The organism is Pseudomonas sp. F220, assembly GCF_057813935.1.
Genome location: NZ_JBVASJ010000001.1, coordinates 92,879 through 113,950 on the forward strand (window position 1 = coordinate 92,879; position 21,072 = coordinate 113,950).

Sequence of the window (21,072 nt, forward strand, 5' to 3'; positions counted from 1 at the left end):
CGTCCTGACGATAATTAGAATTCATGAATTTACCTGCCCCTTCCGCCCACTTCACTCCCAGCTGGCTTGCCGAGCTGGAGCTCGGCTATGCCCGATTCGGCGACAGCACGCGCCCGGTCCAGCGCCGGCACAAAGGCCCGCTGCGGGTGCAGAAGCATTTGTATGCCGAAGGTCCGCAAGTCTGCCAGCACATCATCGTCCACCCGCCGGGCGGGATTGCCGGTGGTGACCGGCTGGACATCAGCGTCCATGTCGGTGCCGATGCCTGGGCCCAATTGACCAGCCCCGGCGCGGCCAAGTGGTATCGCGCCGCCGGACCGGCTTACCAGAAGCTGGATTTGCACGTCGCGGCAGGTGCGACGCTGGAATGGCTGCCCCAGGAAACCATCATCTTCAGTGCCGCTCAGGCTGAACTCAGCAGCACCATCGACCTTGAGGGCGACGCCCGATTGTTCTACTGGGATGTGGTGGCGCTGGGCCGACCGGCCAGTGGAGAGCGCTTTGATCTGGGGCATTTCCAGTCGCAGCTGGATATCCGCCGCGACGGGCAGTTACTCTGGCATGAACGCCAGCGCATTGTCGGTGATGACGGTTTGCTCGACTCACCAATCGGGCTCGACGGGCAACCGGTGTTTGCGACATTGTTGGTGAGCGGTGAAATCGACAGTGAGCTGCTGCAAGCCTGCCGCTCGTTGCCCAACCCGGTGCGCGGTGATTTGACGCAACTGCCGGGATTATTAGTCGCCCGTTGTCTGGCCAGTGAAGCCCTGCAGGCGCGAGGCTGGTTGATTGATTTGTGGCGGTTGCTGCGGCCGGTGTTGCTCGGCCGTGAAGCCGTTCCACCCAGAATATGGAACACATGAACACCGCCATCCCTGTAGGAGCGAGCTTGCTCGCGATAAGCGCTAACGATAACGCGGTCAGCATCGATGACTGCGGTGCCTTGGCGTTTTTCGCGAGCAAGCTCGCTCCTACCTAATAACGGACTTCAAACGATGGACCTGACCCCACGCGAAAAAGACAAGCTGCTGATCTTCACCGCCGGCCTCGTGGCCGAGCGCAGACTCGCCCGCGGCGTGAAGCTCAACTACCCGGAAGCCATGGCCTATATCTGCGCGGCACTGCTCGAAGGCGCCCGTGACGGCCAGACAGTCGCCGAGTTGATGCACTACGGCACTACCCTGCTCAGCCGCGAACAAGTGATGGAGGGCATCCCGGAAATGATCCCGGACATCCAGGTAGAAGCGACCTTCCCCGACGGCACCAAACTGGTCACCGTCCACCAACCCATCGCCTGAGACCGCGCCATGACTTACAGCATTCGTGATGCGCAACATGCCGACCTGCCGGCGATCCGCGACATCTACAACGACGCCGTGCTCAATACCACGGCGATCTGGAACGAACAGGCGGTCGACCTCGGCAACCGCCAGGCCTGGTTCTGCGCCCGGCAGTCTCAGGGTTATCCGATTCTGGTGATTGTCGACGGCGACAACAGCGTACTCGGCTACGCTTCGTTTGGTGACTGGCGGCCTTTCGATGGTTTCCGGCACACCGTCGAGCACTCGGTGTATGTGCGCAGCGACCAACGCGGCAACGGCCTCGGCCCACGGCTGATGGAAGCGTTGATCGAACGCGCCAGAGGCTGCGACAAACACGTGATGGTCGCGGCCATCGAGAGCGGCAACGCGGCCTCGATTCGCCTGCACGAACGGATCGGTTTCATCACTACCGGGCAGATGCCGCAAGTGGGCACCAAGTTCGGCCGCTGGCTTGACCTGACCTTCATGCAACTGACCCTCAACCCAGGCGCGGAACCGCCGATCGCCAAAACGGAGTGACCCTCGATGAACACCGCCCAACTGCGTCGTGTCCATGCCGAAAGCTTTGCACACTACCGCCAGGGTTTGATTGATCTGCTGCTCGACTGCGTGAGTAACGGCGCGTCGATCGGCTTCATGGCGGATCTGGATGCCCGCCAGGCACAGGCCTACTACGATGAGGTCCAGGCAGAACTCGAACAAGGCAGTCGCCTGCTCTGGGTGGTGGTCCATGGAGAACAGGTGATGGCCAGTGTGCAATTGAGCCTGTGCCAAAAGGCCAATGGTCTGAACCGCGCCGAAGTACAGAAACTACAGGTGCGCAGCCACACCCGTCGCCGAGGTCTTGGCCTGCAGTTGATGCAGGCACTGGAGCAGACAGCTGTGCAATACAAGCGCGGCATGCTTTTTCTCGACACCGAAGCGGGCTCGCCGGCCGAAGCCTTATATCAATCGATGGGTTACATCCGTGTCGGTGAAATACCGGACTACGCCTGCCGACCGAACGGTCAATACCACCCCACCGCCATCTATTACAAAATCCTGCGCGGAGCGAACCTATGATCCCTGGCGAATACCAGATCACGCCCGGTGAAATCGAACTCAACGCCGGGCGCCGCACCTTGAGCCTTAGCGTCGCCAACAGCGGTGACCGGCCGATCCAGGTCGGCTCGCACTATCATTTTTTCGAAACCAATGACGCCTTGACCTTCGACCGCGCTGCCAGCCGTGGCATGCGCCTGAACATTCCTGCCGGTACCGCCGTGCGCTTCGAGCCAGGGCAGAGCCGCGAGGTCGAGCTGGTGGACCTGGCCGGGCATCGCCGGGTGTTCGGGTTTGCAGGGCGGGTCATGGGTGATCTGTAAGTAATGCGGAGCCTGCACCGACCCCATCGCGAGCAAGCCCGCTCCCACAGTGAAACGCGCTCCCCTGTAGGAGCTGCCGAAGGCTGCGATAGCGAGCTACGCGAGCGGTCTCAAACTCAATTGAATCTCAAGGCAAACCCATGAAAATCTCCCGACAAGCCTACGCCGACATGTTCGGCCCGACCGTTGGCGACAAGATCCGTTTGGCCGACACCGAGCTGTGGATCGAAGTGGAAAAAGACTTCACCACCTACGGCGAAGAAGTGAAATTTGGCGGCGGCAAGGTGATCCGCGACGGCATGGGCCAGGGTCAACTGCTGGCGACGCAAGTGGTCGACACACTGATCACCAACGCGTTGATCATCGACCACTGGGGCATCGTCAAAGCTGACGTTGGCCTCAAAGATGGCCGCATCGCCGCGATCGGCAAGGCCGGCAACCCGGACATCCAGCCCGATGTGACCATCGCCATCGGCGCCAGCACTGAAGTGATCGCCGGTGAAGGCATGATCCTCACCGCCGGCGGCATCGACACCCACATCCACTTCATCTGCCCACAGCAGATCGAAGAAGCGCTGATGAGCGGCGTCACCACCATGATCGGCGGCGGCACGGGCCCGGCCACTGGCACCAAAGCCACCACCTGCACCTCCGGCCCTTGGCACCTTGCGCGCATGCTCCAGGCGGCCGATGCTTTTCCGATGAATATAGGCTTCACCGGTAAAGGCAACGCCAGCCTGCCGGAGCCGCTGATCGAGCAGGTCAAGGCCGGGGCCATCGGCCTGAAGCTGCATGAAGACTGGGGCTCGACGCCGGCGGCCATCGACAATTGCCTGAGCGTCGCCGACCAGTACGACGTGCAGGTAGCGATCCACACTGATACCCTGAACGAATCCGGCTTTGTCGAAACCACCCTCGCCGCCTTCAAGGGCCGGACCATCCACACCTACCACACCGAAGGTGCGGGCGGCGGTCACGCCCCGGACATCATCAAGGCCTGCGGTTTTGCGAACGTGCTGCCGAGCTCGACGAACCCGACCCGACCGTTCACCCGCAACACCATCGACGAGCATCTGGACATGTTGATGGTCTGCCATCACCTTGATCCGAGCATCGCCGAGGACGTGGCCTTCGCCGAAAGCCGTATCCGTCGCGAGACGATTGCCGCCGAAGACATCCTGCACGACCTCGGTGCGTTCTCGATGATCAGCTCCGACAGCCAGGCCATGGGCCGTGTCGGTGAAGTCATCATCCGCACCTGGCAGACCGCCGACAAAATGAAAAAGCAGCGCGGCCCACTGCCGGGTGATGGCGAAGGCAACGACAATTTCCGCGCCAAACGCTACATCGCCAAATACACCATCAACCCGGCGATCACCCATGGCATCAGCCATGAAGTGGGCTCAATCGAAGTGGGTAAATGGGCCGATCTGGTGCTCTGGCGCCCGGCGTTCTTCGGCGTCAAACCAACGCTGATCCTCAAGGGTGGAGCGATTGCCGCCAGCCTGATGGGAGACGTCAATGGCTCGATCCCTACCCCCCAGCCGGTGCATTACCGACCGATGTTTGCCAGTTATGGTGGCTCGTTGCACGCCACCAGCATGACCTTTATCAGCCAGGCGGCGCAGGACGCCGGCATTCCCGAAAAATTGGGCCTGAAGAAAAAAATCGCCGTAGTCAAAGGTTGCCGCGAGCTGAAGAAAACCGACCTGATCCATAACGACTACCTGCCGAACATCGACGTCGATCCGCAGACTTATCAGGTCAAGGCTGATGGTGTGTTGCTCTGGTGTGAGCCTTCGGATGTGTTGCCGATGGCGCAGCGGTACTTTTTGTTCTGACACCGGGTTATGTTCCGGACAAAAGAAAGCCCCAAAAGCAAAGGCGCTAACCGTTGCATTCGGGGCCTTATTCAGGACGAGCGTCCGCTCCCAGGCTCAACCGTAAAATCCTCTTGCGGTATAGCTGGCGTCTGTATCAAAACCAAATATAGTTTTCAAAGGAGCTAAGCTACTTCACGTTTCAACACTATCGCCGCCCCAGCAAGGTAACCGGCCATGCACCTACCTGAGTTCATCGTGCAACACATAGACCGCATCGTTGATGAATGGGAGCAGTTCGCCAAAACCATCACCCCTGCTGCCGACTCGATGGACCGGGCTACATTGCGTGATCACGCCAAATCGATCCTGATGGCCGCTTCAAGGGACATGACGACCGCACAAACAGCCCGCGAGCAAGCCGCGAAAGCCAAGGGTGACGGGCCAGAGAAAACCCCGAGCCTGGATGAAGCGGCCGCCAGTCACGGTGAACTGAGGCATACCGTAGGCTTTGACCTGGTACAGATGACGTCGGAGTTTCGGCATTTACGCGCCTGCGTGATTCGCTTGTGGGTCAACAGCCTGGAGTCGCCGGAGCTGGCCTATTTTCAGGACATGATTCGCTTCAACGAGGCCATCGACGAAGCCCTGGCCGAGTCCACAGCGGCGTATGCCGAACAGGTGAATCGTTCACGGGATATTTTTTTGGCCATCCTCGGCCATGACCTGCGCGCACCGCTGCAGGCGGTGAGCATGTCCACCGAGATGCTGTTGCGCAAAGTCAAACTGGATGCTGATGCACAGGGCTTTGTAGCCAATATCAAAAATGGCGCGCGGCACATGGCCGTGATGGTCAGCGACCTGCTGGAGTTCGTGCGCAGCCGTCTGGGCAGCAGCCTACCCATCGAACCGGCGCCCATGGACCTCGCCAGTGCCGCTCAAGCTGCCATCGACGAAGCCTGCGCTGGACAGCCCGGCTGCCAGGTGCTGTTGAACATCAAGGGGGAGACTCAAGGTATCTGGGACCGCGGGCGGCTTGATCAACTGCTGCAAAACCTGATCGGCAACGCGTTGCAGCATGGCACCAATCGACGCCCGGTCACCTTGACGGTCACAGGCTGCGAAGACCAGGTGATACTGACCATGCATAACTATGGTGCGCCGATCCCCGCGGACGCCATTGGCACTATCTTTGACCCATTGGTGCGCAGCGCCAGCGAGGAGGTCGCCGGTGCCTCCACCAGCCTTGGCCTGGGGCTGTTTATCGTCAAGGAAGTGGTCACCGCCCATCAGGGTACGATCGAAGTCAGCTCGAACGAGACCGACGGTACGACCTTTACCGTGGTACTGCCCAAGCGTTCGCGGCCTGCGCAATCCCTGTAGGGATGGTTGGTTTTTTCTGTCAGGTTTTGAGGGGGACAACCCAAAGGAGAAATCCCCCTATCACACCTGAAACCAGCCTGTCAGATGGACATTCGGTGAATTGAAGATCCATCGCGAGCAAGCTCGCTCCTACAGTAGATTTGTGTCGAGTCACCATTGATGGCCCTACGCATATTCATTGTAGGAGCGAGCTTGCTCGCGATAGCGGCCTCAAGGCCAACAATAATCCCGGCTTATTCCACCACCAAACGCCCCAATCGCTGTTTGAGCATCTGATTCTCCGCCCGCAGTTGCTGGACCTCTTCGAGCAGGTCCAGGGCCAGGGCGACTCCTTCCCATTCGAGTTCCAGGTCCCGACGCAGCTTGGCTGCGCGCTTGGCCACGGCCAGTTCGTAGTCGGTGAAAAGCCAATCCTTGGGCGCTTTACCCTGAGGTTCGAGGATGCCGTGCTCGACGATTTCGATCACGTAGGCTGCCGACAAGTCAGTCACCTCACAGAATTCTTCCATGCCCAGTTGAACGATCAGGGTACTGCTCATGATCAGTTACTCCGTCTCTCTAATCAAAAGTGTTCTCTTGGGTCGAAAGCAGCTTTTTGCGCCAACTCCTGCCACAACGCCTTGACCGCGTCGTCGCTGTGTTTGGGCATGACCACTTTCAATTGCACAAACAGATAACCGCGCTGACCGGCCTTGTTCAGCAGGCCATGGCCTTTGGCGCGCATGCGCTGGCCGTTCTGACTGCCGGCCGGAACCTTCAGATGGATCTTGCCGGTCAGGGTCGGCACCGCGACTTCAGTGCCCAGCGCCAGCTCCCAAGGGGCCAGCGGCAGGGTGATGATCAGGTTTTCGCCTTCGACGTCGAACTTGGGATGCGACGCGAAGCGGATGGTCAGGTAGAGGTCGCCATTGGCCCCACCACCCACGCCCGGAGCACCCTGGCCTTTGAGGCGGATGCGCTCGCCGTCGGCCACGCCGGCCGGGATCTTCACATTCAGGCTTTTGCTGGTATTGCTGACGTGCTGGCCAGCAGCGTTGTACTGCGGTACCTGGAAACTGACCTTCTTCGACTCGGCCGAGAGGGTTTCTTCCAGAAAAATCGGTAATTCCATTTCCACATCTTGTCCTCGACGACCGGCACTACGGCCTGATTGCCCACCGCTGAATCCACCACCACGCGAGCCGAAGATCGAACTGAAGAAGTCCGAAAAATCGCCAGTGTCCTGCCCATAACCACCTGCACCCGCGCCGCCACGTCCCTGCCAACCCGGCGGGCCCTGGAACGGCTGGCCATGCTGGCCGTATTTGCGCAGATCATCGTATTCGGCGCGTTTGTCAGCACTTTTCAGCGCCTCATACGCCTCGGACGCGTCTTTGAACTTGCTCTCGGCGTCCTTTTCCTTGCTGACGTCGGGGTGGTATTTGCGTGCCAGTTTGCGGTACGCGGCCTTGATTGCCTTGTCGTCCGCCGTCGGCTCCACACCGAGAATCTTGTAATAGTCTTTGAAGTCCATCTAAGGATCACCATCCGTTATCGATATCGCGCAGCCAGGCATAGCATGCTCTCTTTGGCGGCGTTTGGATTGACCGATCTCAATCTTGTGACCGAGCGTCGCATCAGAAGTTTATCGGCAGCCGGCGCACATATTTTGATCATACCGAGGCTGCCAGGCCCATGCCTGCAAGTTTGGGGGTGAAGGATAGTCTTTCAAGTCTGCTTAATCGCGTGATTTAGCAGATAGTCGGCCTACGATTATTCGGCGCACTGGCATACACTGCGCGGCCGTTTTTTAACCGGAACTCGAAAGACATGAAAAACGCATCTCCAGCCCGTGCCTGCGGCATCGACTTCGGCACGTCCAACTCCACTGTCGGCTGGCTGCGCCCCGGCATGGAAACGCTTATCGCGCTGGAGGACGACAAGATCACCCTGCCATCGGTGGTCTTCTTCAACATCGAGGAACGCCGCCCGGTCTACGGCCGGCTGGCGCTGCACGAGTACCTGGAAGGCTACGAAGGCCGGCTGATGCGCTCGCTCAAGAGCCTGCTGGGCTCCAAGCTGATCAAGCACGACACCAGCGTGCTCGGCACGGCCATGCCGTTCAAGGATCTGCTCGGGCTGTTCATCGGTCAGTTGAAGAAACGCGCCGAGGCGACCGCCGGTCATGATTTCGAAGAAGTCGTGCTCGGCCGGCCGGTGTTTTTTGTAGACGATGATCCGATGGCCGACCAGGAAGCTGAAAACACGCTGGTGGACGTGGCCCGGGCTATCGGCTTCAAGGATGTGTCCTTCCAGTACGAACCGATTGCCGCGGCCTTCGACTATGAGTCGACCATCGAACGCGAAGAGCTGGTGCTGATCGTCGACATTGGCGGTGGTACTTCGGACTTCTCGCTGGTGCGTTTGTCCCCGGAGCGCCGCGCCCTGGACCACCGCCAAGACGACATCCTCGCCACCGGCGGTGTGCATGTGGGCGGGACCGACTTCGACAAGCAGCTGAGCCTGCAAGGCGTAATGCCGCTGTTTGGGTACGGTAGCCGGATGAAGAGCGGCGCCTACATGCCCACCAGCCAGCACATGAGCCTGGCGACCTGGCACACCATCAACTTGGTCTACTCGCAGAAATCCCAGATCGCCTTGGGCAGCATGCGCTATGACATCGAAGACACCGGTGGCATCGACCGTCTGTTCAAGTTGATAGAACAGCGCGCCGGGCACTGGCTGGCGATGGAAGTGGAAGAAACCAAGATCCAGCTGACCCACGCCGAAAGCCGCCATTTGCCGCTTGATCGCATCGAACCAGGTTTGAGTGTGGAGTTGAGCCGGGCGCTGTTCGAGTCGTCCATCGATAACCAGCTGGAGCGCATCCGCAACAGCGTCACCCGGTTGCTGAGCGATGCCGATGTACGCGTCGATCAGGTCGACACAGTGTTCTTCACCGGCGGTTCGAGCGGTATCCCGGCCCTGCGCCAAAGCGTCTCGGCAATGCTGCCGAACGCGCGGCATGTTGAAGGGAATATCTTCGGTAGCATCGGCAGTGGTTTGGCGATTGAAGCTATGAAGCGGTACGGCTGTTGAGTCCTGCCTGACAGACCGAGGCGACTCCATCGCGAGCAAGCCCGCTCCCACAGGTCCGTGTCGAAGCACGATGTTGTGATTGACAGCGATTGTGTAGGAGCGAGGCTTGCCCGCGAAGGCGTTAGCTCAGGCGACTCAACCTACAGCCTAAACCAACCCCACCTGCTTCAACTCACTTTTCAAATACGCGTAATAAATCGGCCCCGCCACCACTCCCGGCAGGCCGAATGCGGCTTCGAACACCAGCATTGCCAGGAGCAACTCCCAAGACTTGGCACTGATCTGCCCGCCGACGATCCGCGCGTTGAGGAAGTATTCCAGCTTGTGGATAAAGATCAGATAACCCAGCGCCGCCACCGCCACCCAGATCGACAGCGACAAACCGACGATGGTGATCAGTGTGTTCGACATCAGGTTACCGATGACCGGTAGCAGGCCGAGCAGGAAGGTCAGCACGATCAAGGTTTTGGTCAGCGGCAATTTGATCCCGAACATCGGCAGGATCAGCGCGAGGAAGATCGCAGTGAACGTCGTGTTGAGCAGGGAAATCTTGATCTGCGCGAAGACGATATTGCGAAACGCCTGCACCAACAGGTGCAGCCGATCAAACAACGCCGCCGCCAGCGGTTTACGCGTGGTGAGGTCCGGCGCCCGCTGCAAGGCAATGATCGCACCAAGCACCATGCCGATCAGCAGTGTCACAAACATGTGCGCTGCGTCCTTGCCGACCAATTGCAGATCGCTCAGGTGTTTGCTCAGCCAGTCGCCGATAGCTACGCGAAATTCCGCTGCGCTGGCCGGCAGATAGGCGTCGATAAACGGCGGCAGTTGCTCGCGAGCCTTGTCCACCACGCCCATGAATTTATCCAGGGAAGCGCCAGGGTTCTCTGCTTCATGCAGCAGGAAACTGATGGCCCCGGCAAAGATCAGCGCCAGCACACTGACCACCAGAGTGCCGAGTAACGCCACTGCCAACCAGCGCGCCCGTCGCCCTTCAATCAGTCGTTGCAGTTGCGGGGTGAGCATGTTGACCAGCTCGAACACCAACAGCCCGGCCAGAAGGCTCGGCAACAGCCGCAGCGGCAAGACCAGTAACAAGCCACCAAAAATGATCACCCAACTGAACAACAATAATTGACGCTGCGAAAACGTTGGCATAAAGCCTCAAGACGAACGGTGCTAAAGGATTGGCAGTCTGCCAGCGTTCAGACGATGAAGCGAGTGGATGAGTTGCCGGGCGTGTTGCGCTGACAAGATCCCAGGCTTCGGCAGATCCTACGCAAATCGCATTTTTATGTAGGAGCTGGCGTAGCCTGCGATCTTTTGATCTTTACTTTTTCTTCAGGCAATCACTCATGAAGGCTTTGCGTGCATCGCCTTTAAGCGCCTGAGTAGCAGCCGTGGCGTTGCAGGTTTTCATCTTCTCTTGTTGAGGAGTCATTGGTTTGGCTGCTTCTGCCGGCGCGGCTTTCAGACAGGTGCTCATGAACGCTTTGCGCTCGTCGCCCTTGAGAGTTTTCGCGGTGGCGTCAGCGTTGCAGGTGGTCATTTTGTTCTGTTGGGCAGTTGCAGCAAAGCCTTGGGAACAGATCAGCAAACCCATCATCAACAAAGGGATACGCAGCATCTTCATGGAGTTTTCTCCTTGTTACCGCACCGAGGGGCACGGCCTATCTCGCAGTGTAGACAACCGCTGTTACACCCTTACCTAATCTGTATGTGGGTCCGACGATAGTGCTCCGGAGTGCAGCCCGCCTGGCGCTGGAACATCGCGATAAACGCCGAAGCGGTGCTGTAACCCATGTCAAACGCGACTTCCTGAATGCTGCGCTGACTGTCCAGAGCTTCGATTGAAGCCAGAAAACGCAGGCGTTGACGCCACTCGCCAAAGCTCATACCCAGCTCGCGAACGAATTGACGGGCCAGGGTGCGCTCGCTGACATGCACGTGGTCAGCCCAGTGTGCCAATGGACGGTTGTCACCCGGCTCGGCCTGCAGCGCTTCCAGCACACTGAGCAGGCCGGGGCTGCTGGCATAGGGCAGATAGCACGTATGCACCGGCGCCTGCTGCAGTTGGTCGACCAGCACCTGGGCCAGCCGAGCGTCGGTCTCATGCTCGGGAATTTTCACATCACGAGCCGCGAAGTCCTTGAGGATCGCCTTGAGAATATCGCTGATCGCCAGTGTGCAGGCTTGCTGCGGCAAATCGCGACACAACTCCGGTGCCAGGCAAACCGCGCGATAAATGATCGGCTGGGCGCTATAGAAACTATGCTCGGTATCGGGCGGCACCCACACCGCGTATTGCGGTGGCGACATAAAGCGGCGCCCGGCAATTTCCATGTGCATCACCCCAAAAGCCGAATACTCCAGGGTGCCCCAAGGATGGCGGTGAGCCGAGGCGTGGCTGTGGGCATCGAAATCGGCGTAGCGGAAATACACCGGCGCCGGTAAATCGCTGAAATCCAGGAGGTCGATGTGTTTTTTGTCCATGCTGTCCGAATACAGAGGCGGGTTGTCTGGATCGAAGTATAGGCATTGATTCGGACAGGCGGATAATCCCCCTTCATTAACGTTCTGGTTTTTCCCTCATGCAATACGCTTATCCATTACTGGCCATTTTCATCTGGGCCGGCAATACCGTGATCAACAAACTGGCGGTCGGGGCGATTTTCCCGGCCGAGATCGGTTTCTACCGCTGGCTGCTGGCGGGCATTCTGTTCACGCCCTTCATGCTCAAACCGGTCATCGCCCATTGGGCTGTGATCCGCCCGAATCTGGGAAAAATCTTTGTCCTCGGTGTGCTCGGCATGGCGGTCTATCAGAGCCTGGCCTACTTCGCCGCGACCCTGACCTCGGCCACCAACATGGGGATCATTCTGTCGCTGATGCCGTTGATGTCGCTGGCTATGGCGATTGCAAGCCTTGGTCAACGGCTGACCGCCGGTGCCTTGGCCGGAGCCGTACTGTCGTTTGCCGGTGTGCTGGTGGTGGTGTCCTCGGGCAGCCTCGGTGCGCTGCTGGAGCACGGCGTGAACCTGGGCGATGCGATGATGCTGATCGCCACCCTGGCCTATGCGATCTACAGCACACTGCTGAAAAAATGGCAGCTGCGTTTGCCACCGCTGGTGCTGCTCTATCTGCAAGTGCTGGTGGCCGTCGCGGTGTTGTTTCCACTGTTCCTCGCCTCACCGAAAGTCGGCCCGACCCTGCAGAATATTCCGCTGGTGCTCTACGCCTGCTTGCTGGCGTCGATGCTCGCCCCGCTGGCCTGGATGCAAGCGGTGATACGCCTGGGACCGAGTCGCACCACGTTGTTCTTCAACTTGCTGCCGCTGATCACCGCGCTGATTGCCGCTGTGGTGCTCAATGAACAACTGGCGCGGTATCACCTGGTCGGTGGTGCGCTGACGCTGGGTGGGGTGATTATTTCGGAGCGTTGGAGGACGGTGTTGGGGCGAAAGGTCAGCGTCGCTTGCTCGCGATGAACGATAACGCGGTTAATTTGAAGAACCGCAACTACACCCCCGCCGCCTTCAACCTCTGCGCATGCTCGACAAACAACCGAATCGGCTCAGCGCCTTTGCCCACCAGCCCCAGTGACTGGTTGACGATGTCGAAGTGATCCAGTGGGTACTCGTCGCCGATCACCGTGCCCAAATGGGAGCTGTAGCGCCCGACCATTCCATCGCAGTGCCCGGCTTCGTGGACGAAGGTTTTGGCAAATAACCGGCAACTGCGGTTAGTGCAATCGAACAGGTTGCGCCCGCGATCAGTCTTGCCCGGTTGCAAGGTTCCGGACCAGGAGTAATAGCGCACACCGTTGACCACTTCAGCGCCGTGCCCGCCCCACGTGTCGGGCAACCCTTGCGGGTATTGCCGATTGAACAGCGCCACACCCTCACTGGTCAGCGATTGGTGTGAGGCCTGGATATCCACCGGCAATTTCGGCCCGCGATAGCCGGTTTCCAGCAGGCTCATCAACGCCCCAATCACCCACAGAGCGAAGCTCAGCAGACGCCCGCGAGGACTGTCGGACGGGTAATGGGTGTGTAGGTAGTCCGCCAACTCTGACCCATGATTCGGACCCGCCACCGAAGTCACTGAGGCCACCCAGTCCGGGCGTTTGGCGGCGGCATAACGCGCGGTGAGCGCCCCCTGGCTGTGGCCAATCAAATTGACTTTGGCGGCGCCGGTTTCGCGCAGAATCTCTTCGATGCGCATCAACAACTGCTCACCGCGTACCTCACAGGAGTTGAGCGGTGAGACCTGCACTGCGATCACCGTCGCCCCACTTCGGCGCAAGGCCGAAATAATTCCGTACCAGTACGGGTAGAGCAACAAGCGGATAAACCCCAACATCCCTGGGACCAACACCAATGGATAACGCGTGGCAGATTCTTGCGACATGGGCGAGCGTCCCTGACCTGAGCTGAGTTTCCCATCCTAGACATAATGATTGGGGAATGAGCAAGGGCAAGCCCATCACTTACTCGATTTGACCGTCACCGGCGCCTTACCCGCCTTCATCTGTTCCAGCAGCGGCGCACATTGATTCGGTTCCCCAGCGCTTGGCGCCACCAAAGCCAACAGCCCTGCAGCAGGCCCCGCAATCACTCCCAGCGTCACCATCCCGGCACCGCGCAACATCAACGCCCCCCCTTTCACGCCGGCATCCGGTTTGATAAAGGGCCCGCGTACATACAGCGGCGAACGCAACGAGAGCAGGCGCATGCCCTTGGACTCGGGGGTGATCGTCAAATCCAGCTGCTCGCTGGTCATGTTGGCCGTGCCGTCGATATAGACGATCGCGTTCTCGGTGTCGAAGACGAACAAACGAGTCGTGGCCAACCCGGTCTTGATATCAAAGTCCGCCGCCGCACAGTTGATCTTCACTTCCTTGTCGCCAAATATTTTCCCAACCACGTAGTTACCAACGTTAAGCCCGGCGAGCTCCATCAGTTCCCGGCTGATGGCGCCATCGTTGATCAGCATTTTCAGATTTCCATTGGCGGTCCCCAGCAACGCCGCCACCGAGTTGCCGCGCCCCGCGATATCCGCATCACCGTTGAGCGCACCAAAGCTGGTTTTCATCGGTTCGAACGTCGGGAACAGCTGTTTGAGCTTGAAGTTGCGCGCCGTCAGTTTCGCCCGTCCTTCCAGCGGCGCCGCACGTCCGTCAAGACGAATCTGCGCATCCAGCTTGCCGCCGGCCACGCCAAAACGCAGCGGCTCAAGGCTCAGTTGGCCGTCATTGAGCATCAGATGAGTGTAGAGATCGGTGAACGGCAGCTTCTCACTTTGGACAATGCGATTGCCGGTGAACTCGACATCTGCATCCATATCGCGCCAGCGCTCGGTACGAAACTCTTCGACCGGCAGCACTTTGGTCGCCGGCTGCTTGCTTTCGCCGCCACGGGCTTTTTGCTTGGCGTTCGAATCGGCACCAATCAGCGGCGCGAGGTCAGCGAACAGCAATTGATCGGAGACTAGTGCGCCACTGAGTTTGGGCCGCGGTTTACTGGCGACATAGGCCAGATTGCCGTGAATGTCGCTGCTACCGATCTTGCCGTTGAACTCTTCATAACGAAACGAAGCGCCATCCGGCTCATGCAGCTTGGCGATCAGATGACCGTCTGTGGCATAGGGTGGTGAATCCGGCAGTGTCACGCCAGTCAGGGGATAGAGATTACCCAAGCTGGTGCCGGCCAGTTTCAGACGCAAATCCAGCGCGCCGAGATTGAGCGGGTCAGTCAGGGTGCCCGCCAGTTCGACGCTGGTGTCTGCGATCCTGGCCTGGGCTTGCAGCGGGAATGGCTTGGCGGCGTCCTGCAAAGCCAGCAGCCCACCGATCTTGCCGGTACCGGCGAGATTCTGGCCGTGGTATTGGCCTTTGACCTTTAAGGCAAACGCGTAATCCTGTGGCGCGGAACCCTTCTCCAGTGCCTTTTTCGCCGCTTTGTCGCCAACGATGTCGCTGAACGGAATCGGCTTGCCCAACGGATCGATCAGTAAGTCGAGCTGGGTCTTCAGGCGTTGATCGTTGAGGGTGACGTGGCCTTTGTCGAAACCGATGGCGCCAATGTCTACTACCCAGCTGGAGGGCTTGGCGTTCGGGTCTTTCGGATCAAACTGGAAGACCCAGTTGGCGCGACCATCGGCCAAGCGCTCCAGAGTGGCATTGGGCTCAGAGAGATCAATACGCGGGATCACCACCCGCCGGGCCAGCAACGCCAGCGGCGAGATGCGCAACTCGACGCGCTTGAGGTTGACCATCTGCGGACTTTTCGACCAGTCCGGGTTGCCCAGGGTCAGGTCTTCAGCCACCACATGCGGCCACGGAACCAAGGCTCGCCAGCTACCCTCGTCGGGCTCTTGTTGCCAAACCACCGCCAGATTGCCATTGATGGCGAAGGGTCGGTGCAACTCTTCAGAGACTTTGGCGTTGAGTGGAGGCTTGATCCGGTTCCAATCGAAAAACGCGATGATCAAAACCAGCATGGCTAGCAGAAAAACAAAACTGGCGACCGTCCAGACAAGAATTTTACCAGTGCGCTTCATTGCACAAGGCTCCTGAGTATGGCTGAGCGCCCCAGTTGCGACGCACGTGTGAAGCGGCAGGCCTGGCATCGACCCGCTATAGAAACTACGACCGACAAAAGGCTCACTGGTTTAACACCAAGACCCATTCAAGCGCAAATACCGGTGATTTTCTGACCGATCAGACAGTTTCTCGTTACCAAAAACGCACTATTGCAAGGTGCAGGCAGGTCGAAAATACCCACTTCAGTGCAAAAACGCTCGCCGAAAACGCCCGTCCTAGAGCCTTTACGCAGAACAATCAATTCTGTTGATTATTACCATTGCCCTTATGAGCTTTTATATCGATTTAGCGAGAGTAGCATTGGCTCCGTACCCACTTTATCGCCCTCCCAAGGAGCAATCCATCATGAAACGCCAATTACTGCTTAGCCTGACCCTCTCAATTCTGGCCGCCAATGCTTTCGCACTACCAGCCGCCGAGCAAGCCACGCCTCAAGTGAAAGCCAGCCACTCGGTTTTCAGCCAGACCGTCGCTGAAGGTGGTTCGGACCGTTTGATCGAACGTAACAAAGTCGCTGCCGATGGCTACGACCGTACTCCACAAGCTCAAACCGTTGCCGAAGGTGGCTCGGACCGTTTGATCGAACGTAACAAAGTCGCTGCCGATGGCTACGAGCGTACTCCACAAGGTCAAACTGTTGCCGAAGGTGGCCGTGATCGTCTGGAAGAGAAAGGCCTGGTAGAAGATGGCTACAACCGCACTCCACAAGGTCAAGCTGTTGCCGAAGGTGGCGGTGATCGTGTAATCGAACGCAACAGCGCTGTGAGCTAAGCCCATGGCGGCCCTGAAAAAAGCCCGATCCCTGGATCGGGCTTTGACTTTCTGTAAATTGCGCCTTCTTGCTTCACCCTGCCCTTATCTCCTCGACTCAAGTTCGACGCCGGCAAGGTTGATTTGCTAGAGTGCGCCGCTATCTTTGACCAGAAATCAGTCACCCGATGCTGCCCCGCGCCGAACAGAAACAACAGACCCGCAACGCCCTGATGGACGCTGCCCGCCACTTGATGGAATGTGGCCGAGGATTCGGCAGCCTGAGCCTGCGCGAAGTAGCGAAAACCGCCGGGATCGTACCCACAGGTTTTTACCGGCACTTTGCCGATATGGACCAATTGGGTCTGGTGCTGGTGAGCGAAGTCGGCCAGACCTTCCGTGCAACCATCCGCCTGGTGCGGCACAACGAGTTTGTCATGGGTGGCATCATCGATGCCTCTGTGCGGATTTTTCTCGATGTGGTCGCGGCTAATCGCTCGCAATTTCTGTTTCTCGCCCGCGAACAATACGGCGGCTCGCTGCCAGTGCGTCAGGCGATCGCCGCCCTGCGGGAAAACATCAGCTCGGACCTGGCAGCAGACCTGGCCTTGATGCCTAAACTGCAACACCTCGATGTCGCCGGCCTGACGGTCATGGCCGACTTGATCGTCAAAAGCGTGTTCGCCACCCTGCCGGACATCATCGACCCGCCTGCCGAGGCACTGCCAGAGCACCTCACGCCACAGGCGAAAATCACTCAGCAGCTGCGGTTTATCTTTATCGGCCTCAAACACTGGCAAGGTCTGGGCAGCACTGAGTAGCAAGCGATCGCTCCATGCGCCACAAAGTGGTGCATATAAAAACCATCACGCACCAAACTCACCCAAGCTCCCGCCAAATCACGCAACATTCAGAAACATCCTCTATGCTCCGACAGGGATTTCCTACGCCTCGGCCGATTGGCAAGCCCCTTGCTCTAGCCTGAGCATTGTCCTTTGCTGGAAGCCTTCCAATGCTGGTGATTCATCGCAGAATCGACCCTCAACCCGTCTGGGCCGCCGAGTTGCACCTGAACTTCGAGGCGCGCAGCAAAAGCCGTCTGCGCTGTTTCAGTGCCGAGGGTGAAGACGTTGGGCTGTTTTTGGAGCGCGGTCAGCCACCGCTGCATGATGGTGAGTGCCTGCAAGCCGAAGACGGACGCATCGTTCGCGTCTGCGCTCGCCCCGAACAACTGCTGCATGTCACCTGTGCCAACGCGTTTGAACTGACCCGCGCCGCCTATCATCTGGGCAATCGGCATGTTGCACTGCAAGTGGGTGATGGCTGGTTACGCCTGCTCGATGACTACGTACTCAAAGCCATGCTCGAACAGCTTGGCGCCCAGACCGAGAACATCGAAGCACCGTTCCAGCCAGAGCACGGCGCCTATGGCGGCGGTCATCATCACTCGCGGCACGGTGATGAGGATTTCAATTACCCACCGCGTCTGCACCAGTTCGGCGTGCGTACATGAATCCAGCCTGGGCCTTATTGCGCCTGGCCAGTCCGCAACTGCCGATTGGCGGCTACAGCTATTCCCAAGGCCTGGAAATGGCCGTGGAACAAGCGCGCGTGATCGACCCACAAAGCGCCCGACGCTGGATCGGGGATCAGCTGCTGCTCAATCTGGCACGTTTCGAAGCACCGCTGTTGCTCGCCCATTGCACCGCCGCAGCTAATGACGATTGGGCAGAACTGCTGCAACTCTGCGAGCAACACCGCGCCAGCCGCGAGACCCGTGAGTTGCACCAGGAAAGCCGGCAGATGGGCTATTCCCTGCAACAACTGCTTAACGGCTTGCCGGAACTCGACGACCCAGCCAGGGACTTTCTGGCACAGCGTCCTGAACCGCACCTGGCCCTCGGCTGGGCACTGGCCGCCCGTGCCTGGCAGATCAGCCCGCAGGACGCGCTGGCCGCCTGGCTCTGGAGCTGGCTGGAAAACCAACTGGCAGTGCTGATGAAGACCATGCCCCTCGGCCAGCAAGCCGCTCAACGCCTCACCAGCGAACTGCTGCCGCTGCTACAACAGGCTCAGCAACATGCGTCGAACATCGCTCCCCAGCATTACGGCAGCGCCGCTTTCGGCCTGTCCCTGGCGTGCATGGCCCATGAGCGCCAGTACAGCCGTCTATTCCGTTCCTAGGAGAAACACATGAACGCACAACCGTTGCGCGTTGGTATCGGCGGCCCAGTCGGTTCCGGCAAGACTGCCCTGACTCTGGCCCTGTGCCTGGCCCTGCGCGAGCGCTACAACCTGGCGGTGGTCACCAACGACATCTACACCCGCGAAGATGCTGATTTTCTGGTGCGCAACGAGGCGCTGGCGCCGGAGCGGATCATCGGCGTAGAAACCGGCGGCTGTCCGCACACCGCGATTCGCGAAGATGCTTCGATCAACCTGGAAGCAGTCGATCAACTCAATCGACGCTTCCCGGGGCTGGACCTGATTCTGGTGGAGTCCGGCGGCGATAACCTGTCGGCAACCTTCAGCCCGGAACTGTCCGACTTGACGATCTATGTGATCGACGTCTCGGCCGGCGACAAGCTGCCGCGCAAGGGCGGCCCAGGGATCTGCAAATCCGACCTGCTGGTGATCAACAAAATCGACCTGGCGCCGCTGGTGGGCGCATCGCTGGAGCTGATGGACAGCGACACAAAACGCATGCGTGGCGATAAGCCGTTCGTCTTCAGCAACCAGAAAACCGGTCTGGGCCTCGACGCGATCATTGCCTTTATCGAACGCCAGGGGCTGCTGACTGCGGTCTGACGCCTCGATGGACAAAGAACATCAACAAGGAAAGCGTAATCCATGAGACTCAAACGTATCCTCGGCGCCCTCGCCCTATTGCTCACCCCGGCCCTCGCCCTCGCCCACCCTGGCCATGGCGACAACGGTTTGATCGCCGGTATCAGCCACCCGCTTGGCGGCCTCGATCACCTGCTGGCGATGCTCGCGGTCGGTCTGTGGGCCGCGCAACAGCAAGGCGCAGCGCGCTGGGCGCTGCCGGGCACCTTTGTTGGCACCCTGCTGATCGGCGGCATGCTCGGTTTTGCAGGGCTGGACCTGCCAGCGCTGGAGAGCGGGATCGCCGCTTCGGTGCTGGCGCTGGGCCTGGCTGTGGCATTGGCGGTACGGCCACCATTGAGCCTGGCGATTGGCGCAACCGCGCTGTTTGCCCTGTTTCACGGCGTAGCGCACGGCCTGGAACTGCCGGACATGTCCAGCCCTTGGGCGTATGCGGCGGGTTTCGTTGCCGTCACCGCTGCGTTGCATGCCGTCGGTTACGCGGTAGTGCGCGTATTGCCGCAAGCGGCTGGGCCACTGGTTCGCCTGGCCGGCGCAGCGTCGGCGGCGACTGGGGTTGGGTTGTTGGTGGGCTGATTGTTCTATCGCCTGGGCGGACCTCATCGCGAGCAAGCTCGGCTCCTACAGGTGATGTGTCGTCCGCCGCAAATCCTGTAGGAGCCGAGCTTGCTCGCGATGGCGGCCTGACAGACACCGCATCTCTCAGGCCAGCCTCTCTGCTACCATGTCGCGCAAACACCCCTGCCGTGACGACGCCAGCCGATGCCCGATGTTTCCAGCTCTGCCTCCCAGCCTGAATTGACCGCCCTGTTCGCCTCGGTGCAACAGCACTTCCAGGACGTGATCGTGCCACTCTGGCAAGGTCCCGGCTGGAACGCAGAACTGGCGCTGCCTTACGAAGCGCTGGACGCCGAACATCGGCCATTGCCGCCACAACGCTACCGGGCCATGGCTTGCGCGCGTCAGTTGTACTTGTTCTCAAGCCTGATTGGACAGCCCGGCGCACCTGCCGCCCAGGACCGTGCTGGCGCATTGTTCCGCTCCTTGCAGCGGCATTTTCACGATGCCGAGCATGGCGGCTGGTTCTACAGCATCGACGCCCATGGCGCGCCGCTGGACAAGCGCAAAGACCTCTACACCCACGCCTTCATCATCTTTGCCTGCGCCCATTACTGGGCCAAGGTTCGCGAGCCGCTGGTGGAATCGGTACTCAACGCTGCTCTGGAAGTCGTGGCCGAGCGCTTCGCCACAGACGACGGGTTGTACGAAGCCAGCCTCGACCAGGACTGGTCATCGCTCAAATCAGGGCCACTGCAGAACCCGTTGATGCACCTGGCCGAGGCTTTCCTCGCCACGTTGTCGGTTCGCGAGGACACCTCTGTGCAAGCGGCCCTCGGCACCTTGTGTGAAGGCATGCAAAAGCGGTTCATCGATCGCCAGCACGGCGTGATGATGGAGAAACCGCTGGGGGCTGTGGATAACTGGTTCGAACCGGGGCATCAGTTCGAGTGGTTCTTCCTGCTTGAGTCTTCCCCATTGCTCAAAGGCATGGCGCTGCATTCCTCGCTGGAACGCGCCTTCGCCTACGCCGAACACGTCGGTGTCGATCCGCAAACCGGCACTGTCAGCGGCATGTTGGATATCAACGGCACAGTTCGCGACGGCACCCAGCGCATCTGGGCACAGGCTGAGTACTTGCGGGCGCTGACGTTGCAGCCTGACAGCCAGGCGCGACTAAAACGCCAATTGAACGCGCTGCAACAGCGCTTTCTGCATGTCGGCGGCTGGTATGAGTGTCTGGATGCAGCCGGTACAATCAGTCGTCGGGATATGCCATCGACCACCCCTTATCACTTGGCGACCTGTTATCGCGGGTTGATCGACTATTTCGGCTAACGGCTAGA

At 59.4% G+C, this 21,072-nt stretch carries 23 protein-coding genes; 16 read left to right on the forward strand and 7 right to left on the reverse strand.

Annotated features, from left to right (window positions below):
- The first annotated feature begins 23 nt into the window (after nt 1-23).
- The 7 genes from ACZYSM_RS00420 (at nt 24) to ACZYSM_RS00450 (ending at nt 5,889) form a co-directional block, all read left to right on the forward strand.
- On the forward strand, nt 24-863 hold the full coding sequence (locus tag ACZYSM_RS00420; protein ID WP_489067763.1) for an urease accessory protein UreD: 840 nt from the start codon (nt 24-26) through the stop codon (nt 861-863).
- A gap of 132 nt (nt 864-995) precedes the next feature.
- Nucleotides 996-1,298 carry an urease subunit gamma gene (gene ureA / locus ACZYSM_RS00425; protein WP_489067765.1) on the forward strand — a complete coding sequence of 101 codons (303 nt, stop codon included), beginning with the start codon at nt 996-998 and terminating at the stop codon, nt 1,296-1,298.
- A 9-nt stretch (nt 1,299-1,307) separates the two neighbouring features.
- Nucleotides 1,308-1,841 carry a GNAT family N-acetyltransferase gene (locus ACZYSM_RS00430; protein WP_489067767.1) on the forward strand — a complete coding sequence of 178 codons (534 nt, stop codon included), beginning with the start codon at nt 1,308-1,310 and terminating at the stop codon, nt 1,839-1,841.
- A gap of 6 nt (nt 1,842-1,847) precedes the next feature.
- Entirely contained in the window at nt 1,848-2,384 is a 537-nt protein-coding gene (locus ACZYSM_RS00435; RefSeq protein WP_489067769.1) for a GNAT family N-acetyltransferase, read from the forward strand.
- A complete protein-coding gene (locus tag ACZYSM_RS00440; RefSeq protein ID WP_489067771.1) occupies nt 2,381-2,686 on the forward strand; it encodes an urease subunit beta in 306 nt (101 codons plus the stop codon). Before ACZYSM_RS00435 ends, ACZYSM_RS00440 begins: the two co-directional genes overlap by 4 nt.
- A gap of 140 nt (nt 2,687-2,826) precedes the next feature.
- On the forward strand, nt 2,827-4,527 hold the full coding sequence (gene ureC, locus ACZYSM_RS00445) for an urease subunit alpha (RefSeq protein ID WP_489067773.1): 1,701 nt from the start codon (nt 2,827-2,829) through the stop codon (nt 4,525-4,527).
- Nucleotides 4,528-4,743: 216 nt separating this feature from the next.
- Nucleotides 4,744-5,889 carry a sensor histidine kinase gene (locus tag ACZYSM_RS00450; RefSeq protein WP_489067775.1) on the forward strand — a complete coding sequence of 382 codons (1,146 nt, stop codon included), beginning with the start codon at nt 4,744-4,746 and terminating at the stop codon, nt 5,887-5,889.
- A 233-nt stretch (nt 5,890-6,122) separates the two neighbouring features.
- Here ACZYSM_RS00450 and ACZYSM_RS00455 read toward each other — a convergent pair whose 3' ends face one another.
- Together ACZYSM_RS00455 and ACZYSM_RS00460 are read right to left on the reverse strand one after the other, a co-directional pair.
- Complete coding sequence (locus ACZYSM_RS00455; RefSeq protein WP_489067777.1) at nt 6,123-6,428, reverse strand: chaperone modulator CbpM; 306 nt, start codon at nt 6,426-6,428, stop codon at nt 6,123-6,125.
- Nucleotides 6,429-6,451: 23 nt separating this feature from the next.
- Entirely contained in the window at nt 6,452-7,402 is a 951-nt protein-coding gene (locus ACZYSM_RS00460; RefSeq protein ID WP_489067779.1) for a DnaJ C-terminal domain-containing protein, read from the reverse strand.
- 296 nt (nt 7,403-7,698) lie between these two features.
- Here ACZYSM_RS00460 and ACZYSM_RS00465 point away from each other — a divergent pair, with 296 nt between their 5' ends.
- Entirely contained in the window at nt 7,699-8,967 is a 1,269-nt protein-coding gene (locus tag ACZYSM_RS00465) for an Hsp70 family protein (RefSeq protein WP_489067781.1), read from the forward strand.
- 147 nt (nt 8,968-9,114) lie between these two features.
- Here the strand turns inward: ACZYSM_RS00465 and ACZYSM_RS00470 are convergent, their stop codons facing one another.
- The 3 genes from ACZYSM_RS00470 to ACZYSM_RS00480 all read right to left on the reverse strand — a co-directional run bounded on the left by ACZYSM_RS00470 (nt 9,115) and on the right by ACZYSM_RS00480 (nt 11,460).
- A complete protein-coding gene (locus tag ACZYSM_RS00470; RefSeq protein ID WP_489067783.1) occupies nt 9,115-10,125 on the reverse strand; it encodes an AI-2E family transporter in 1,011 nt (336 codons plus the stop codon).
- 172 nt (nt 10,126-10,297) lie between these two features.
- Nucleotides 10,298-10,600: a PsiF family protein gene (locus ACZYSM_RS00475; protein ID WP_489067785.1), complete on the reverse strand. Its 303-nt coding sequence runs from the start codon at nt 10,598-10,600 to the stop codon at nt 10,298-10,300.
- 71 nt (nt 10,601-10,671) lie between these two features.
- A complete protein-coding gene (locus tag ACZYSM_RS00480) occupies nt 10,672-11,460 on the reverse strand; it encodes an AraC family transcriptional regulator (protein WP_489067788.1) in 789 nt (262 codons plus the stop codon).
- A 98-nt stretch (nt 11,461-11,558) separates the two neighbouring features.
- Here ACZYSM_RS00480 and ACZYSM_RS00485 point away from each other — a divergent pair, with 98 nt between their 5' ends.
- Nucleotides 11,559-12,455, forward strand: coding sequence for a DMT family transporter (locus ACZYSM_RS00485; RefSeq protein ID WP_489067790.1), 897 nt, complete (start codon nt 11,559-11,561; stop codon nt 12,453-12,455).
- A gap of 31 nt (nt 12,456-12,486) precedes the next feature.
- Here the strand turns inward: ACZYSM_RS00485 and ACZYSM_RS00490 are convergent, their stop codons facing one another.
- Nucleotides 12,487-13,377, reverse strand: a complete 891-nt coding sequence (locus ACZYSM_RS00490; protein WP_489067792.1) for a lipase family alpha/beta hydrolase — start codon at nt 13,375-13,377, stop codon at nt 12,487-12,489.
- Between the two features lie 75 nt (nt 13,378-13,452).
- Nucleotides 13,453-15,528, reverse strand: a complete 2,076-nt coding sequence (locus ACZYSM_RS00495; protein ID WP_489067794.1) for an AsmA family protein — start codon at nt 15,526-15,528, stop codon at nt 13,453-13,455.
- A 388-nt stretch (nt 15,529-15,916) separates the two neighbouring features.
- On the opposite strand from ACZYSM_RS00495, the gene ACZYSM_RS00500 reads away from it, so the two are divergent.
- From ACZYSM_RS00500 to ACZYSM_RS00530, 7 genes are all read left to right on the forward strand, one after another.
- Nucleotides 15,917-16,342, forward strand: coding sequence for a hypothetical protein (locus ACZYSM_RS00500; RefSeq protein WP_489067796.1), 426 nt, complete (start codon nt 15,917-15,919; stop codon nt 16,340-16,342).
- A gap of 167 nt (nt 16,343-16,509) precedes the next feature.
- Nucleotides 16,510-17,142 carry a TetR family transcriptional regulator gene (locus ACZYSM_RS00505; protein WP_489067798.1) on the forward strand — a complete coding sequence of 211 codons (633 nt, stop codon included), beginning with the start codon at nt 16,510-16,512 and terminating at the stop codon, nt 17,140-17,142.
- A 191-nt stretch (nt 17,143-17,333) separates the two neighbouring features.
- Nucleotides 17,334-17,834, forward strand: coding sequence for an urease accessory protein UreE (ureE, locus tag ACZYSM_RS00510; protein WP_489067800.1), 501 nt, complete (start codon nt 17,334-17,336; stop codon nt 17,832-17,834).
- On the forward strand, nt 17,831-18,505 hold the full coding sequence (locus ACZYSM_RS00515) for an urease accessory protein UreF (RefSeq protein WP_489067802.1): 675 nt from the start codon (nt 17,831-17,833) through the stop codon (nt 18,503-18,505). Before ureE ends, ACZYSM_RS00515 begins: the two co-directional genes overlap by 4 nt.
- 9 nt (nt 18,506-18,514) lie before the next feature.
- Nucleotides 18,515-19,129 carry an urease accessory protein UreG gene (ureG, locus tag ACZYSM_RS00520; protein ID WP_489067804.1) on the forward strand — a complete coding sequence of 205 codons (615 nt, stop codon included), beginning with the start codon at nt 18,515-18,517 and terminating at the stop codon, nt 19,127-19,129.
- Nucleotides 19,130-19,171: 42 nt separating this feature from the next.
- Complete coding sequence (locus tag ACZYSM_RS00525; protein ID WP_489067806.1) at nt 19,172-19,744, forward strand: HupE/UreJ family protein; 573 nt, start codon at nt 19,172-19,174, stop codon at nt 19,742-19,744.
- Between the two features lie 186 nt (nt 19,745-19,930).
- The gene (locus ACZYSM_RS00530) at nt 19,931-21,064 is read left to right on the forward strand and encodes an AGE family epimerase/isomerase (protein ID WP_489067808.1); all 1,134 of its coding nucleotides are present in this window, start codon (nt 19,931-19,933) and stop codon (nt 21,062-21,064) included.
- Nucleotides 21,065-21,072 lie beyond the last annotated feature (8 nt).